At 41.5% G+C, this 16403-nt stretch carries 13 protein-coding genes and 1 riboswitch; all 13 genes read left to right on the top strand.

Annotated features, from left to right (window positions below; translation table 11 throughout):
* The first annotated feature begins 347 nt into the window (after positions 1–347).
* The 13 genes from KO172_RS02755 (at position 348) to clpB (ending at position 16140) form a co-directional block, all read left to right on the top strand.
* A complete protein-coding gene (locus KO172_RS02755) occupies positions 348–1073 on the top strand; it encodes a YfjL-like protein (protein WP_215492034.1) in 726 nt (241 codons plus the stop codon).
* The gene (locus tag KO172_RS02760) at positions 1070–1819 is read left to right on the top strand and encodes a YfjL-like protein (RefSeq protein ID WP_215492035.1); all 750 of its coding nucleotides are present in this window, start codon (positions 1070–1072) and stop codon (positions 1817–1819) included. Before KO172_RS02755 ends, KO172_RS02760 begins: the two co-directional genes overlap by 4 nt.
* 234 nt (positions 1820–2053) lie before the next feature.
* Complete coding sequence (locus tag KO172_RS02765; RefSeq protein ID WP_215492036.1) at positions 2054–3214, top strand: serpin family protein; 1161 nt, start codon at positions 2054–2056, stop codon at positions 3212–3214.
* Positions 3215–4652: 1438 nt separating this feature from the next.
* Positions 4653–4976, top strand: coding sequence for an ArsR/SmtB family transcription factor (locus tag KO172_RS02770; protein ID WP_215492037.1), 324 nt, complete (start codon positions 4653–4655; stop codon positions 4974–4976).
* A gap of 137 nt (positions 4977–5113) precedes the next feature.
* Positions 5114–6340 (top strand): putative DNA modification/repair radical SAM protein, encoded by a 1227-nt coding sequence (locus tag KO172_RS02775; protein WP_215492038.1) that lies wholly within the window; start codon positions 5114–5116, stop codon positions 6338–6340.
* Positions 6318–7046, top strand: a complete 729-nt coding sequence (locus tag KO172_RS02780) for a TIGR03915 family putative DNA repair protein (protein WP_215492039.1) — start codon at positions 6318–6320, stop codon at positions 7044–7046. Before KO172_RS02775 ends, KO172_RS02780 begins: the two co-directional genes overlap by 23 nt.
* A 94-nt stretch (positions 7047–7140) precedes the next feature.
* Positions 7141–8613: a DUF1538 domain-containing protein gene (locus KO172_RS02785; protein WP_215492040.1), complete on the top strand. Its 1473-nt coding sequence runs from the start codon at positions 7141–7143 to the stop codon at positions 8611–8613.
* The gene (locus KO172_RS02790; RefSeq protein WP_215492041.1) at positions 8606–9268 is read left to right on the top strand and encodes a P-II family nitrogen regulator; all 663 of its coding nucleotides are present in this window, start codon (positions 8606–8608) and stop codon (positions 9266–9268) included. The genes KO172_RS02785 and KO172_RS02790 overlap by 8 nt, the downstream gene beginning before the upstream one ends.
* A 506-nt stretch (positions 9269–9774) precedes the next feature.
* On the top strand, positions 9775–10692 hold the full coding sequence (locus KO172_RS02795) for an ABC transporter ATP-binding protein (protein WP_215492042.1): 918 nt from the start codon (positions 9775–9777) through the stop codon (positions 10690–10692).
* Complete coding sequence (locus KO172_RS02800; protein ID WP_215492043.1) at positions 10685–11482, top strand: hypothetical protein; 798 nt, start codon at positions 10685–10687, stop codon at positions 11480–11482. The genes KO172_RS02795 and KO172_RS02800 overlap by 8 nt, the downstream gene beginning before the upstream one ends.
* Positions 11482–12435 (top strand): sensor histidine kinase, encoded by a 954-nt coding sequence (locus tag KO172_RS02805; protein WP_215492044.1) that lies wholly within the window; start codon positions 11482–11484, stop codon positions 12433–12435. The genes KO172_RS02800 and KO172_RS02805 overlap by 1 nt, the downstream gene beginning before the upstream one ends.
* 163 nt (positions 12436–12598) lie before the next feature.
* Positions 12599–13540, top strand: a complete 942-nt coding sequence (locus KO172_RS02810; RefSeq protein WP_215492045.1) for a DnaJ domain-containing protein — start codon at positions 12599–12601, stop codon at positions 13538–13540.
* Positions 13541–13560: 20 nt separating this feature from the next.
* On the top strand, positions 13561–16140 hold the full coding sequence (clpB, locus tag KO172_RS02815; protein WP_215492046.1) for an ATP-dependent chaperone ClpB: 2580 nt from the start codon (positions 13561–13563) through the stop codon (positions 16138–16140).
* 149 nt (positions 16141–16289) lie between these two features.
* Positions 16290–16383: riboswitch (TPP riboswitch) on the top strand.
* Positions 16384–16403 lie beyond the last annotated feature (20 nt).

Genomic DNA, 16403 nt, shown 5'->3' on the forward strand with positions numbered 1-16403 from the left:
TTGACAAAAACCTCCACTTCGTCCTATGAATCATAGCGTAAAGGTTCACGTTCATTTATGGACGGGGTTCTTCTTTTCTTCGCAAAACTCGCTTCGCAGTAATTATGCTCAAATATATATTTACTTTGTTTGCTTCTCAGCAATACTTAGGTACGTTTAGTACATTCCGTTTGCCGAAAAACTCCACTGCGTCCCATGCATCATAGCGTAAAGGTTCATGTATGTTAGTAAATGCTACTTCTCAGAAATTTTAATTACACACAATTTATTCTTAGCCGCATATTTTTATATGCGGTTTTTTTGCTTAAAAAGCTATTTTATGATATAATCCACTAAAGGAGGCTACTATGAAGAAATTCAAAGCGCTATACTACAGTCTATACATAATTTTAGCTCTAATTGTCATCGGCTATTACCTTATTAATTATGGCAATCCCATCATCAAAGCGAGGGTAGAGAAAGATGCAAAGGAGTACATAAGTAGGCATTATAAGGATCTTGACCTTGAGATCGAGGGCGTTAGCTATCAAATGACGGGCGGATTTTACATCGTAGAGCTTCAGGACAAAAAGAGCCAAGACACGAATTTTCATCTAGATTATAAGGCATCCGGCAAGTTTATGTGTAGTACTTACGATGAAATTCTTGATAACACATACAAAAGGTACGAGGCCTTTCTTAAGGACTATGCCAAGGATATAGCTGATGAAGAGGCTTTTGATTTTGAGCTTAGTCTTCTTCCTGACAATGAGCTTAAGTATGAAAACTACCTTACACTTGATCAAGAATTTGACAGGGAGCATCTCCCAAGTAAGGTCTTAGCACACTTTCACGCATATGAAGATGAACCAAGCCTTGATGGCATGATGACTAGGCTTAAAAAAGTGCAAAAAGCCATGAGCAAAAGGAACTTGGACGTGCGCTACTACTCAGGCAGGATAATTCCCACAGCTGACAAGGCCAAAGAGGGTATGGCGGAGAAATGGGGGAACGCCATCAGCGCCGAGAGGGTTATGGAGAAGACTATATTAGATGGTAATATGGAAACCTTAGAGAGGAGGTCTAATAAATGACTAAGACTATAAAAATAATTTTATACACATTGCTTGTGCTGCTCTTGGGCATAGTTTTGTTCCTTGTACTGTCATTCTATGGCAATCCCATTAGCAAAATTATGGCGGATAAGGCAGCGGATGAATACTTAAAGACTCACTATACAGAACTTGACCTTGTACGCGAGCGTGCCTACTACAACTTTAAGGATGCTAAATATGTCGTAGAGCTCTGGGACAAGAATAGCGTCGACACGAAATTTGCTCTAAGTTTCGATAGCTTTGGTAAAATGAAGAACGATACTTATGGCGACAGGCTTTTTAACACTTTCCGTAGATACATGGGCTTTTTAGATGACCTAGCAGATGAGATAGCTAAGGACAGCGGACTTGATTTTGAAATATGGCTTAGACCAGATGATGATATTGATTATAGAGCCTATCTCACACTTGATCAGGACTTCGATGCAGATAATTTGCCAAGCAAGATTACGGCAGCTTTTAAGGCCTATGCAGAAAAACCGAGCTTAGAAGATTTAATGAATGGTCTTAAAAAACTTTATGAAGTGCTTAAAGAAAGGAATATACCAGTGTCGTCATACTCAGGCCTTATAATTCCTAACGCTGACAAGAAAGAAGATGGCGAGGCAGAGACTTGGAAGAACGCTATCAGCGTCAATGCTGTTCTGGAGGAAGTAATTATAAAAGAAGACATGGAAGAGCTGAAGAGAATATTTGATCAAGGAAATGAGATTTTATATAAATGAAATTTTGCGTTAAATTTGCCCACGGAACTTGTTCGCTTCGCTTCCTCCCTCAACGTACCCGTTAGTACGATGTCGGTCGGGCGCTACGTTCCACTTCGTCCCGTGAATCAAATTTCTCCGCAAAATTATTCTTCGGACAATATAGTGATGAGCGAAATTTGGTTTAGTGGTCCCACGCTTTTTCTTGACTAAAACTCTTTATTATGATAAAATTGTAGCACGAGGAGGGATACTATGAAATTTAAGAATATATTAGCGGCTATTACTATAGCCATGCTACTTATGGCGGGCTGCACCAATGTGCCTGAAGCGCCAAAGGAAAAAGTTGAGGTTGACAATGTGAAATACGACAAGTTCACATCTGAGAGCTACACAGCTATTTTCGAAGATTATATAAACAATACTGACGAGAAGAACCTTATCTACTCGCCGTACTCTTACAAGCTTGCTCTTGAGGGCCTAGGCACTGTGACAGCGGACTTTGATGCGGATGAGTACCTTGGCTACGCTGTTAAGGAAAATATGCCTAAGGAGCTTAGTGGCACTAAGACTAAGACCATTATCATGCTAAATAAGAATGAGTTTGAGACTAAAGATAAAAATATAAACGTCGTGAGCTTTCCAGATGAGGCTGTAAAGCTTAGTGATAACGCCAAGAAAGAGGTTTTTGGCGAGCTTTTGTGGCCTAGCGAATATGATAATGCGACTCGTTTTGCCATCATGAACGCGACTAAGTTCGAGTCCGAATGGGCTGAGCCATTTGACAAGAGTTTGATGAGGGATGACGAGTTTTGCACATATGGCGATGGCAGCGGCAAGCCGGGGGACATTATCAAGAAGAAGTACATGATTGGCGAGCTTGACACTCTTGCCTACGACGATGATGATGTCATGGTCGGCATGAAGCCTCTTAAGAAAACTAACTCAGCTGTCTACTTCATAGCGGCAAAGGACTTTACTAAGGACAAAATTGCAAAGATCGCCGCAAATATTACTACGTATGTCAATAAACTTCGCGATTATAAAGATGGTAATGGCGCAAAGTTCTACGACTATGTTAATATAAAAGTCCCTACTATATTGGACGAGACTAAGGTAGATGTTTTGAAAGCGGAGCTAAATGCGGGTCACGTGGGGCTTGCGAAGGGCTTCAAGGTTAAGGACACTATCACAAATAAGGGCGATGAAGAGCTATATATTAATGATATCACACAATTTGCACGCTTCAAGCTTGACGACAAGGGTGTAAGAGCTGAGGCGGTAACTGATATAAAGGACGGTGCTGAAGCACCTGTAGAGAATCCGACAGAGCTTAATATCGAGTGTACACAGCCATTCTTTGTAGCAGTTGAAAGCGAGGGGGTAATCACCTTCATTACCTTCATCGGATACTAAATTTTGCGTTCGTGCGTAGCACCAAGGTTCTCGTACGCAAGTACGAGGTTCTTCAAATTGCCCACGGAACTTGTTCGCTTCGCTTCCTCCCTCAACGTACCTCTTAGTACGATGTCGATCGGGCGCTACGTTCCACTTCGTCCCGTGAATCATAGCGCAAAGGTTCACGTCCATTTATGGACGGGGTTATTCTTTTTCTCTGTGTAGCGTAAAGGTTCACGTACGCAAGTACGGGGTTCTTCAATTACTCGTTGTACAATGTAGCAAGATATAAAATTGTCTACGGAACTTGTACATTCCGCTTGACAAAAATCTCCACATCGCGCAATCCATCATAGCGCAAAGGTTCACGTCCATTTATGGACGTGGTTCTTCTTTTCCAGCAAAATTGCTCTTCGGACAAAAGAGATCTAAATCAATTCGCTAATCTCATCATAGCGCAAAGGTTCACGTCCATTTATGGACGGGGTTATTCTTTTTCTCTGTGTAGCGTAAAGGTTCACGTACGCAAGTACGGGGTTCTTCAATTACTCGTTGTACAATGTAGCAAGATATAAAATTGTCTACGGAACTTGTACATTCCGCTTGACAAAAATCTCCACATCGCGCAATCCATCATAGCGCAAAGGTTCACGTACGCAAGTACGGGGTTCTTCAATTACTCGTTGTACAATGTAGCAAGATATAAAATTGTCTACGGAACTTGTACATTCCGCTTGACAAAAATCTCCACATCGCGCAATCCATCATAGCGCAAAGGTTCACGTCCATTTATGGACGGGGTTCTTCAAATTGCCCACGGAATTTGTTCCATCTATAATATCTCAATAGTGAGAAAAGTGATTTTCACGAGCGCAGCATTCGGAGAAAACTGTAATTAGTGAGAAAAGATATGTTCCAAAAGCAGCGCATTGAGACAAATTGCTCCAATTGCTTTGCGTAGGACGACGGCCGAGTGTCTTGCACCAAGGTTCTTGCCAAAGGGGCAAGGTTCTTCTAAATCCATCTAGTTGAGCGTAGCGAACGAATATGGATTTTTAGTCGGACAAGCTTAGCAATTGTCAATTTGTTGAACTAAGCTGCGTGGAACTATCTTTTCGATGTGTGAACAAGCATAGAAATTATCAGTTTTCGTAGACCAGCAAGCGAGGGAATTACTTTTCGATGTGCAAAATTATTCTTCGGACAATATAGTGATGAGTAACATTATTCTTTGAATAAGAGTCTTATAATAAATATTTATAGTAATGAGCGTGGTATATCCACGCTTTTTCTATTTGCAAAGCTAAAATAATATCTATAATAAACCTAGTCAATATAAATAAGTATAATGCGTGTACAAATCCTCTTCTTTTTCAAAATATATTGGGATAAACATATTGACTATTTTCTATGTGTGTGCTATCATCAATTTATAAATAAGAAAGGAGTGAAGGATATGAGTGAAAATATATATGCAGCTGTTTCTAAAAAGCTTAAGGCGATATCGGATCAAAAGAGACTAAAGATTGTTGACATGCTATCTTGCGGTGAGCTATGTGCTTGTGAGATTCTTGAAAAGTTTGACATCACTCAGCCGACTCTCTCTAGTGACATGAAAAAGCTCGAGGAGGCAGAGCTTGTCAAGAGCCGCCGCGAGGGCAAGAACACTTATTATACGCTAAACAAAAAGGCGCTTGAACACTTCCTTGAGCAGCTTGAGTACATCTTTGGTGACAAGCCTGATTGTATCTGTCACAGCAAGGAGAAGATTGATTACTAATATGTATTTCGGATAAAATATAAGATTTATCTAAAAAATGAGCTTATCTGTATTGGATAAGCTCTTTTTTTTACCCTATCCCTGCCCATATCTTGCCAAAATCGCCATTTAGTGATACAATTACCTTAGGTGATACTATGGATTTAAAGGCGAAGCTTAAAATTTTATCTGACTCGGCGAAGTATGATGCTTCATGCTCTTCGTCTAATTCTTCGCGCAAGAATACTGGCGGCATCGGTAATGCGGCCTCATCTGGCATCTGTCACAGCTGGTCTGAGGACGGCCGCTGTATATCTCTACTTAAGATCTTATTCACCAACGTTTGCATTTACGACTGCGAGTACTGCATCAACCGCGCTTCGAACGATGTCGTGCGTGCTTCGTTCACACCCGAAGAGGTTGCCGAGCTCACTATGAACTTCTACATCCGTAATTACATCGAGGGCCTCTTCCTATCGAGCGCCGTTATCAAGAGCCCCGACTACACTATGGAGCAGCTGATCAGGACTGCCGAGCTTCTTCGTAACACTTATCATTTTGCTGGATACATACATATGAAGGTCATACCGGGCGCGTCCAAAGAGCTAGTTACAAAACTAGCATCTCTAATTGATAGAGTCTCTGTCAACATAGAGCTACCGACCGAGAACTCACTTAAAATGCTCGCTCCGCAAAAGACTACTGATGGCATCATGAAGCCCATGAACAATATTAAAATGGCGATAGCTGAGAACAAAGAGGACAGGTTGAGGTACAAGAGCGCGCCACTCATTGCCCCGGCGGGTCAAACTACGCAGATGATTATAGGTGCCGCGAATGAAAGTGACGAGACCATCATCACGAAGGCGTCGCTTCTATATAAAGGCTTTAATATGAAGCGTGTCTACTACTCAGCCTTTGTCCCTGTTGTTAAGTCGAAGTACACATCCGGCATTAAAGCTGCGCCGCTACTTAGGGAGCACCGCATCTACCAAGCGGACTGGCTGATGCGCTTCTACAAGTTTAAGCCGAATGAAATCGTTTCACGCAAAAACCCCATGCTCGACCTGGACCTTGATCCGAAGGCTTTTTGGGCAATTACGCACATCGAGCTCTTCCCGATCGAAGTCAACAAGGCGAGCTACGAGGAACTTCTTCGCGTGCCCGGCTTCGGTCCGACAACTTGCAGAAGGATTATCAACGCAAGGCGCTTTGCCAAGCTATCGTACACTTCACTTGAGAACATGCACATCTCCTTAAAGCGTGCTAAGTACTTCATCACAGTAGGCGGTGTTTATAGAGGTGGTAAAGTGGGTACTCGTGAAGAGCTGCGCATAAAACTCATGGATAAGGTGAACTTAAATGAACAGCTATCGTTATTTTGATTACGACCAAAGCTTCGAGGGATTAATGACGGTCATCTTTGAACTTTATGAGGACATAGAGCGCGCGAAGTACATGAGAGAGGCTCAAGAGTCCCTACTCGACACTAAGGTCTTTATCGCGACGGATATGGAAAAGGCGACTCGCGTAATTAATGCCATCAAAGAAAAATTTTCAAGCCGCTTCATGAGGGAAGTCATTGCAGTCTTTTTGTCCTATGATCCTAAGAAAGAAGATATATTAATCCGCGCCATCAAGGGCATCTTCAAGCGCGGCTACGGCTACATCTTTTCTTCGGAGAAGGCGGCAAGCGAGTTTCGCCGCATACGTAGAAGCGTTTTATCAGAGAACCACTCGTACAAGGGTCTACTTCGCTTCAAAGAGGTAGAGGGCGGCGTGATGCTAGCTGAGTTTGAGCCAAAAAACGACATCCTTACACTACTCGTGCCGCATTTTGTAAAAAGATTTCCTACGATAAACTTCGTCATCGCCGATGTAAAGCGGGGTACGGCCGCCATGCACATGGACGGCAAAGTAGAGTTTCTGGAGCTAAAAAAGCTAAATTACGAAATTAGTGAGAGAGAAAAATTCTTCGAAGAGGCTTGGCAGGACTTCTACAAGGCAATTGCCATAGATGAGAGACGTAATGAAAAGCTCATGATATCCAATATGCCAAAGCGTTACTGGCACTACCTCACTGAAAAATAACTTGTATTTAATGAGGGTTTCCATTATAATGGAATTAAACAGTTTATCAGTCTAAATGATTAAATAAAATATATGCACAGAAGGAAGTGACATTTTGATTAAAGAAAAATTTAAAGAAGTCATAGCGACCGTTTTGCCGATCTCGCTACTTGTAATCATACTAAACTTCACATTCATACCGCTTGAGGCAGATCTATTCAAACGCTTTTTGCTAGGCGCAGTTTTCATACTTTTGGGGCTAACGATATTTCTTATCGGCGTCGACCTTGGCATCACACCTATGGGAGACAGCTTCGGTCACGCAGCAGTTAAAAGCGGCAAGCTTTCGGTCATAGCAATCATGGGACTTGTGCTTGGCTTCGTTATATCCATAGCTGAGCCGGACCTTCACATCTTGGCAGACCAAGTTGGTGATGTGACCTTAGGCGTGGTATCAAAGTCGTCCTTAGTTATGCTTGTGTCAATGGGTGTCGCAGTCTTGATATCGCTAGGCATGGTGCGTATAGTAAAGGTCTTCTCACTAAAGACATTCCTACTCATAACATACGGCGTCATACTAGTTCTTGGAATACTTGCAGACCAGTTTTTCCTAGCCATCTCCTTCGATGCATCGGGAGCAACTACAGGGGCGCTTACAGTACCCTTCTTACTTGCTTTATCCGCAGGTGCCTCAGCCATTAACAAAGATAGTCAAAAGTCCGAAGAAGACTCCTTCGGCTTAGTAGGCATAGCCTCTGCAGGCGCCATCATTGGTGCACTCTTACTTGGTATGCTGGGTAGTCCAAGCTTTGGAGACGTACCCGACTATGCTGCAGCAAGTGAGGCAGGAGTCATCTCGCACTTCATTCACGAGGCGCCGATAGTTGCAAAAGAGATCATTATCGCATTGCTACCAATCATCGTGATATATACGATATGTAACCTAGTCTTCTTCCACAACTCGAAGAGGATGAACGCAAGAGTCGCAACAGGCTGCGTGCTAACATTCGTAGGACTAGTAATCTTCTTAGTTGGTGTAAACTCCGGCTTTATGGATGTCGGACGTTATATAGGCCGCGTGCTTGCAACAGAGCACAGCAAGACCTTCATAGTTGCCATCGCCTTTTTAATGGGTGTTCTAACTATACTTGCAGAGCCGGCAGTGCACGTACTTACTAATCAGATCGAGGCCGTTACAGCAGGCTCAATCAAAAAGTCAGTAGTACTTATGACCTTGTCAATAGGTGTCGGCATCGCAGTTGCCTTGTCGATACTTAAGATACTAGTACCAGGGATGCAGCTTTGGCACGTCTTGCTACCTGGATATATACTTACATTCATCATTATGCGCAAAGTGCCAAACCTATTCGTCGGCATAGCCTTCGACTCAGGTGGAGTCGCATCAGGACCAATGACAGCAACATTCATACTTGCTTATGCGCAAGGAGTTGCAGCGTCAACACCATCGGCAGATTTGCTTATAGACGGCTTCGGTACCATCGCCATGGTTGCGATGACACCCTTAATAGCACTGCAAATACTTGGTTTATTCTACGTAAAAAATAAAGGAGGAGGAGCTAATGCGTAATTTAAAGTCTCGTCACTTAGAGATGCTAGTAGTCATAGTCGAGCAGCACAAAGCAAGCAAAGTCTTGCACTTAGCTGATGAGAAAGGCATTACAGCCTCAGTAGCCATGCTAGGCGTGGGCACTGCATCAAGGACAATCTTCGACTACCTTGGACTAAACGACAAGAAGAAAGAGATACTTCTAATCTTTGGCACAAACGAGGAGATAAGAAGCCTTGCAGCGTGCATCACAGAAAAGTTAGAGCTAAACAAGCCAAACCACGGAATCGCCTACATCGAGAGCGCATTCAACGTCTTTGGCACAGAAGATAATGATAAAGATAATGATAATATTAAAAGAGGTGAAACAATGTACAACGCCATCTATACAATAGTTGAAAAAGGAAACGCAGAAGACGTCATCGAAGCCGCACAAAAGGCAGGCTCAAGAGGCGGCACTATAGTTAACGCTAGAGGCTCCGGCAGTGAAGAAGCACGCAAAGTCTTCAACATGTTCATCGAGCCTGAGAAAGAGATCGTTTTGATTATATCCGAAGAGCAGATGACAAAGGATATAGTTGAGTCGATAAGGAAAGAGACAGGTATTGAGGAGAAGGGTAAGGGAATAATATTTGTGACGAATGTGGAGGCCACATATGGCCTAGTCAAAAATTAGGATTTTGCGTTAGAATTGCGCCTAAGGCTTGCGCGCTCGCTTCCTCCCTCAACGTACCCGTTAGTACGATGTCGGTCGGGCGCTCGTTATGCATCGCCTTATCCATCAATTCTCTCCGCAAAATCTGTATGCGATGCTTATTCATTTTTTTATCAAATCGCTCTGCATAGCGCAAAGGTTGTTAAGTCCATGCACCAAGAAAACGAGTGCGAGCGATGTTCGATTGGCAATGCATGCCTTATGACAGAGTTTACAAAGGTTCTTGTTCGTAAGACCAGGTTCTTCTTTTGCCTACAGAATCTACTCTTCGTACAAGATTGCGAAATTAAGCGCTAAATATAAACAATACGATAAGAGAGCTTCGGCTCTCTTTTTTGTGTGCAGCTAAAAGTGAATTCTTAAGCAAAACTTAATGATTCTTAAGAAATTCTTAAGGTTTAATTAAGAAAAAATTAAGATTTGTATATTATAATAAGACCATAAAGATAAACAAAGGAGTGAAAACTATGAATGAAATTTTAAAGGTAAATTCTGTAAGCAAGGTTTACGGCTCTTTCTACGCACTAAAGGATGTCAACATGTGTGTAAACGAAGGCGAGATTTATGGTCTTGTCGGCAAGAACGGCGCTGGTAAATCTACTTTACTTAAAATCATAACTGGCCTTAGCTACCAAACAAGTGGTTCTATCGAGCTTCTTGGCGATGCGGGCGCAAATATTAACATAGCGAGGAGAAGGACGGGCGCTCTAATCAACAGGCCTTACTTCATTCCAACGCTAAGTGCAAGGGACAATCTTGAGTACATCGCGATCAACAGGGACATCAAGGAGAGAAAGAAGAAGGTTAACGAAACTTTGGAGCTTATCGGCCTTGAAAATACTAAGAATAAGAAGGCGAAGAACTTCTCACTAGGTATGCAGCAAAGGCTTGCCATCGGTATCGCGCTTATCGATGACCCGGTCTTTCTAATTCTTGACGAACCAATCAATGGTCTTGACCCTATCGGTATCAAGGAGATCAGGGACCTTATCAAACTTGTTAATCAAGAGAAGAAGACTACTGTCATGATCTCGAGCCACATCCTAAGCGAGCTTAACATGGTTGCTACTAAGTACGGCTTTATTGACAATGGCAGACTTATCCAAGAGATTACTAAGGATGAGCTTGATGAAAAGCTTAAATCGTCGACAAAGATCAAGGTTGACGACGCTGCCAAAGGGGCTATAGTTTTGGAAGAGGACATGAAGCTTCATAATTACAAGGTTTTAGCTGATAATGTTATAGCTATCTATGATAATGTTAATAGCAGCGCCATATTCAAGGCCTTCCAAGCAGCAGACGTTGAAATTATCGAGATAAATCAAGCTAAGGAAGAGTTTGAATCTTATTTCTTAAGCTTAGTAGGAGGTAGAAGAGATGTTTAATTTTATAAAAGCAGAAATTTTTAGAATTAGTAAAAGAAAGTACAATGTAGGTCTGTACATCTTCGGTTTTGCAATGTGTGCCTTTGTCTTATACATCTTCGCAGGATTTCAAAAGAGCAGATTTGATGTAGACCGTGACCTTTCGATGATGTTCTTCACTTTAGGTCAAATAATGTCTATAGCATCCATACTAATACCTCTGATGGTGAACCTTACAGCTCTTGAACCATACGCATCGGGCGCAATTAACAACAACCTAGCTCTTGGCCAATCAAGGATGAAGATCTACTTAGCAAACGCAATCATTTCCTTCCTATATATCTTGGTCTACATGATCATCATGTGCACTATACTTCTAGCTGGGGGCGCACTTATCGCACCTACCAGCACTACACCATTTGCAGATATGATGAAGAACTTTCTTATAGGCTTTGCATATCTACTACCATGTATATGGTTTTACGCGTCACTAGTCTTGTTCTTCCAAATACTTACAAGACACAGATCTTCAGCCATTGCCATCTCTTATGTGGCCATGGCAATCTTCCAACCAGTTCTTTTAATAATTTTGAGTAAATTTAGGTTGTCTCCAAATTTAATATTCTTAGCACCATCAAGAATTGTCCAATCAATAACAACAATGATGGGTAGCTATGAATTTGACTTTTTACGAGGAATAACTTACACAGAAAGAATTATGAATGTTAACACCTTGCTTTATATCATGCTTGGCTGGATAGCTCTTGTTTGGGCTGGCATCTACTTTGTAGGCAGAAAAAGAGAATTTTAATGAGGAGGGTATTTCCTGCAATCATACTAGCAGCGGCACTAATTTTTTTAGTAGCCGCTCTTGGTTTAGATTTGATGACTGTTGTTATTGTGCTTTTAACTCTTGTGGCATATCTTTCTTACACCATATACCTATCAAGAAAAGAGCTTAGAGAATTTCGTGAAAATCTTGAGGACAAGGAAGCAAGCGAGATTAAGGTCGCTTTGCAAAGCTATTCTTATACGGGTGAATTGAATGAGATCTGTAAGATAATTGAAGCAATCATTGACTCGAAGAACACTATGGGTCAAAAGTACAACGCCTCGATCGAGAACCAAAACCTGATGATTACGAACATTTCGCACGATTTTAGAACGCCTCTTACCTCCATCATGGGCTACATCGATGTCTACGAGAGAACTAGGGACGAGAAGTACCTTGAGATAATCAAGAAGAAGGCCGAGGAGCTAAAGGACCTCATCGACGGTTTTTATGACTTTTCAAGGCTTGTGTCGAAATCCTACAAGATTGATAAGAGGGTCTTTAATCTCGATGACTTTATCAAGGAAGAGATAGTGAACTACTACGACTACTACATTGCCAAAGGCCAGATGATTGAAGTGAGCTTGGATAGAGTGAGATGCTTCCAAGATGAGAAGAACCTTAAGATAGTTGTCGACAATTTGATTTCAAATATGATGAAGTACTCCGAAGGCGGCGACAAGATTGAGCTAAAGTACAAAGATGGCTACTTCGAGCTAAAATTTTCTAATCTCGCGCATATAGTAAGCGATGATAGTATAGAGAGAGTTTTCGAAAGGAACTACACTATAGATAAGTCGAAGAATGATGCGTCGAGCGGATTGGGGTTAAATATTGTGGAGAATTTGTGTGAATTGATGGGACTTGAAGCAAGTGTATCGTACGAAGATGATGTATTTGCGATTACAATCAAAGGCAAAGCACTAAACTAAATAAAAAATAAATTCATAATAAAACCACTGAAGCGAATGATATTTAATTATCATCGCTTCTTTTTTATTATTTTTTACTATTTTCATTGAAAAATAAAAAATATGTTTATATTTTCATTTGCTGGGTATAAATAAGTCAGAGATAGTCAAAGGAAGTGATATTATGGAGTATAAAGATTACTATAAAATATTAGGTGTCGACAAAAAGGCCTCTGATGCTGAGATCAAGAAGGCTTTCAGGACGCTTGCCAAGAAGTATCATCCTGATTTGCATCAAGGTGACAAGGCGAACGAAGAAAAGTTCAAGGAAATAAACGAGGCTTACGAAGTTCTCTCTGACAAGGACAAGAGACAAAAGTATGACGCTTTCGGCTCGAACTACGACTTCAGAGGCGGACAAAACTTTAACCCGAACGATTTTGGTTTTGGCGGCTTTGGCGGTGCTAATGCGGGTGGCGGCACTTATTACAGATACGAAACAAACGGCTCTGGTGGTGACTTCTCTGACTTCTTCAATATGTTCTTTGGTGGACAGGGGGGCACTAGAAGCAGCAGAAGCTCAGCAGGCTTTAATATAAATGATATATTCAGAGGCAGAGCAAAGAAAGAGAGACAAAGGTACAACACTGAGCTATACATCACTCTCGATGAAGCATACAGTGGCTCAAAGAGGTCTGTCTCACTAAACATTGACGGCAAGAACATAAGCGTAAATCTAAACATACCAAAGGGTATTACCGCTGGCAAGTCCATAAAAGTGGCGGGCGAAAAGTGGGGTGTAAGTGGCGACATCTACTTCAAGATTCAATTCTTAAAGGATCATCGCTACGAGCTTGATGGCCTCGACATCAAAACTAGCGTGGATATCTACCCTTGGGGCGCATACTTCGGCTGCGAAAGAGTGGTTGAAGTCTTTGACAAGAAGATCAAGATTAAGGTGCCAAAGGGCTACGACACTACTAAGCTTATGAGGATCAAGGGCAAGGGCTTTACTGATATGAAGGGTGCAACAGGCGATTTATATATCAGATTTAACATGGTGAACCCAAAACTTGATGAGGAAGGCGAAAAATTATATAAAGAATTAGAAAAAAAATATAAATAAATATAATAGAAGGTGATATTATGAACATGGATAAATTAACGAAAAAAACAATTGAGGCGATAAATAATTCGAATGAGGCTGCGAGGTCACTCGGCAATCCTGAGATAAGACCAGCGCACCTACTTAAGGCACTACTTGAGGACAAGGAAGGCCTTATCAGAACTACAGTTGAAGCTATGGGTGTAAATGTAGACGGCATGCTTATGGATGCCCAAGGCATAATTAACAATTTCCCTAAGCAAAGCGGCGCAAATATCTACACATCGGCTGAATACAATAAAGTTTTGGAACTAGCAGAAAATGAGATGAAAAACTTCCAAGATGAGTACCTAAGTGTTGAACATCTATTCTTAGGTATCATGGAAGTGAAAAATGCGAACATCGATGCCATTTTCAAGAAGTACAATATAACGAGAGCGGCATTCTTAGATACTTTGAAGGGCTTTCGTGGCAATCAAAATGTAACTAGCGACAACCCTGAGATGCGTTATCAAGCGCTTGAAAAATACGGCAGAGACCTTGTGGAATACGCAAGAAAGGGCAATATGGACCCAATTATAGGCCGTGACGACGAGATCAGAAACGTTCTTATGATTCTTTCGAGAAGAACAAAGAACAATCCTTGCTTAATCGGTGACCCGGGCGTTGGTAAGACAGCCATCGTCGAAGGTCTAGCACAAAGAATTGTTAAAGGCGACGTGCCAGAAAATTTGAAAGACAAGACAATTTTCGAGCTTGACATGGGCGCTCTAATCGCTGGAGCTAAGTACAGAGGCGAGTTTGAAGAGAGATTAAAGGCAGTTTTAAAAGAAGTCGAAAAATCTGAAGGCAAGATAATATTATTCATAGATGAAATTCACAACATCGTCGGCGCCGGCAGAACTGAAGGCTCTATGGACGCTGGCAACCTTCTAAAACCGCTACTTGCAAGAGGCGTACTAAGAACCATCGGTGCGACAACCATTGACGAATACAGAAAATACATCGAAAAAGACAAGGCACTTGAAAGAAGATTCCAAAAAGTTATGGTTACTGAACCATCTGTTGAAGACACCATCTCCATCTTGAGAGGTTTAAAGGAAAAGTACGAGGTTTATCACGGAATCAGAATTTCTGACCCCGCTGTTATAGCTGCCGCAGTACTTTCAGATAGATACATCACCGACAGATATTTACCAGATAAGGCCATCGACCTAATGGATGAGGCCTCGGCGATGATTAGAACTGAGATTGACTCGATGCCAGAAGAGCTCGACTCGAAGAGAAGGCTTATTATGCAGCTTGAGATCGAGAGAGAGGCTCTTAAGAAAGAGGACGACGAGCGCAGCATGAAGAGGCTTGAGGAGCTTAACAAGGATTTGCAAGCGCTTCAAGAGGAATACGACGTCAGTCTAAAGAAATGGCAAGAGGAAAAAGACAGGATAGAGGACGTTAAAGAGCTTAAGAAGAAGATAGATGAGACAAAATACGAGATAGAAAAGGCACAAAGAGAATACAATTTGGAAAAACTTTCCGAGCTTAAATATGGTACACTTGCGAAACTTGAGGCAGAACTTAAGGAAAAGAACGAAAATGTCAATGAAAAGCAAAAGTATCTAAAGCTTGAAGTTACTGAAAACGAGATCAGAGACGTTGTATCGAAATGGACTGGCATACCTGTTTCTAAGCTTGAAGAGAGCGAAAAGGAAAAACTACTAAAACTTGACGAGATACTTCATCAAAGAGTAGTCGGTCAAGATGAGGCGATAGAAGCCGTATCAAACGCCATCATCAGAAACAGGGCAGGATTATCTGACCCGAACAGACCTATCGGCTCCTTCATCTTCCTAGGACCAACTGGCGTAGGTAAGACAGAATTAACAAAGGCCTTGACACAAGACCTATTCGACGATGAAAAGAATATGATTAGAATCGATATGAGCGAATATATGGAAAAATTCGCTGTATCTAGGTTAATAGGCGCACCTCCAGGATATGTTGGCTACGAAGAAGGCGGCGAGCTTACTGAAAAAGTAAGAAGAAAACCATATTCGGTAGTATTATTCGACGAGATAGAAAAAGCGCATCCAGATGTATTCAACATACTTCTACAAGTTTTGGATGATGGTAGATTAACTGACAATCAAGGCAGAACAGTCGATTTCAAGAACACCATCATCATCATGACAAGCAACATCGGCTCGCCAGACATACTTGAAGGAATTAGCGAAGACGGCAAGATTACAGACGAGACAAGAGAAAAAGTTAATGACGAGATGAAGGCCGCATTCAGACCAGAATTTTTAAACAGGATCGACGAGATTGTTATGTTTAAGCCGCTTATGAAGGCAGAAATCTTTGACATCATCGAAAAAGAAGTTGACAAGATCAGAGTTAAACTTGAAGCAAGATCCATCACTTTGACTATATCAGAAGCTTTGAAGGAATACATCCTTAAAGAAAGCTACTCATCAGCCTTTGGCGCAAGACCAGTTAAGAGATTCATTCAAAGAACAGTTGAGACAAAACTTTCTAGAATGATTATAGCTGGAGAAGTTATGGACGGCGAAAACATCACAATGGACTACGACGGAAAAGATATTGCAGTAAAGAAAAATTAATATAGACGAAAGAGCTTCTACTACGGTAGGAGCTTTTTTATGCCGCGCTGTGTATATTGACAAAGGAAGAGAATTGTAATACATAAATTCGTCTATATCCTTGACAATTAAGTTTCGTTGTGCTACAATCATCATTGTAATAATTAATATTTTATCACTAGGGGAGCCATTGGCTGAGAGATTTATCGACCCTTATGACCTGATCTGGTTAGTACCAGCGTAGGCAAGTGGAGTAACTCCTAGTGACATCATTAGGAGGTTTT

Source organism: Fenollaria sporofastidiosus, from assembly GCF_943169635.2.
Lineage (GTDB): Bacteria > Bacillota > Clostridia > Tissierellales > Peptoniphilaceae > Fenollaria > Fenollaria sporofastidiosus.

Coding starts and splice junctions, on each gene's coding strand:
- KO172_RS02805 (WP_215492044.1), top strand. CDS start 11,482: ATGAGGAGGGTATTTCCTGCAATCATACTAGCAGCGGCACTAATTTTT.
- KO172_RS02790 (WP_215492041.1), top strand. CDS start 8,606: ATGCGTAATTTAAAGTCTCGTCACTTAGAGATGCTAGTAGTCATAGTC.
- KO172_RS02795 (WP_215492042.1), top strand. CDS start 9,775: ATGAATGAAATTTTAAAGGTAAATTCTGTAAGCAAGGTTTACGGCTCT.
- KO172_RS02755 (WP_215492034.1), top strand. CDS start 348: ATGAAGAAATTCAAAGCGCTATACTACAGTCTATACATAATTTTAGCT.
- KO172_RS02780 (WP_215492039.1), top strand. CDS start 6,318: ATGAACAGCTATCGTTATTTTGATTACGACCAAAGCTTCGAGGGATTA.
- KO172_RS02770 (WP_215492037.1), top strand. CDS start 4,653: ATGAGTGAAAATATATATGCAGCTGTTTCTAAAAAGCTTAAGGCGATA.
- clpB (WP_215492046.1), top strand. CDS start 13,561: ATGAACATGGATAAATTAACGAAAAAAACAATTGAGGCGATAAATAAT.
- KO172_RS02775 (WP_215492038.1), top strand. CDS start 5,114: ATGGATTTAAAGGCGAAGCTTAAAATTTTATCTGACTCGGCGAAGTAT.
- KO172_RS02800 (WP_215492043.1), top strand. CDS start 10,685: ATGTTTAATTTTATAAAAGCAGAAATTTTTAGAATTAGTAAAAGAAAG.
- KO172_RS02765 (WP_215492036.1), top strand. CDS start 2,054: ATGAAATTTAAGAATATATTAGCGGCTATTACTATAGCCATGCTACTT.
- KO172_RS02760 (WP_215492035.1), top strand. CDS start 1,070: ATGACTAAGACTATAAAAATAATTTTATACACATTGCTTGTGCTGCTC.
- KO172_RS02810 (WP_215492045.1), top strand. CDS start 12,599: ATGGAGTATAAAGATTACTATAAAATATTAGGTGTCGACAAAAAGGCC.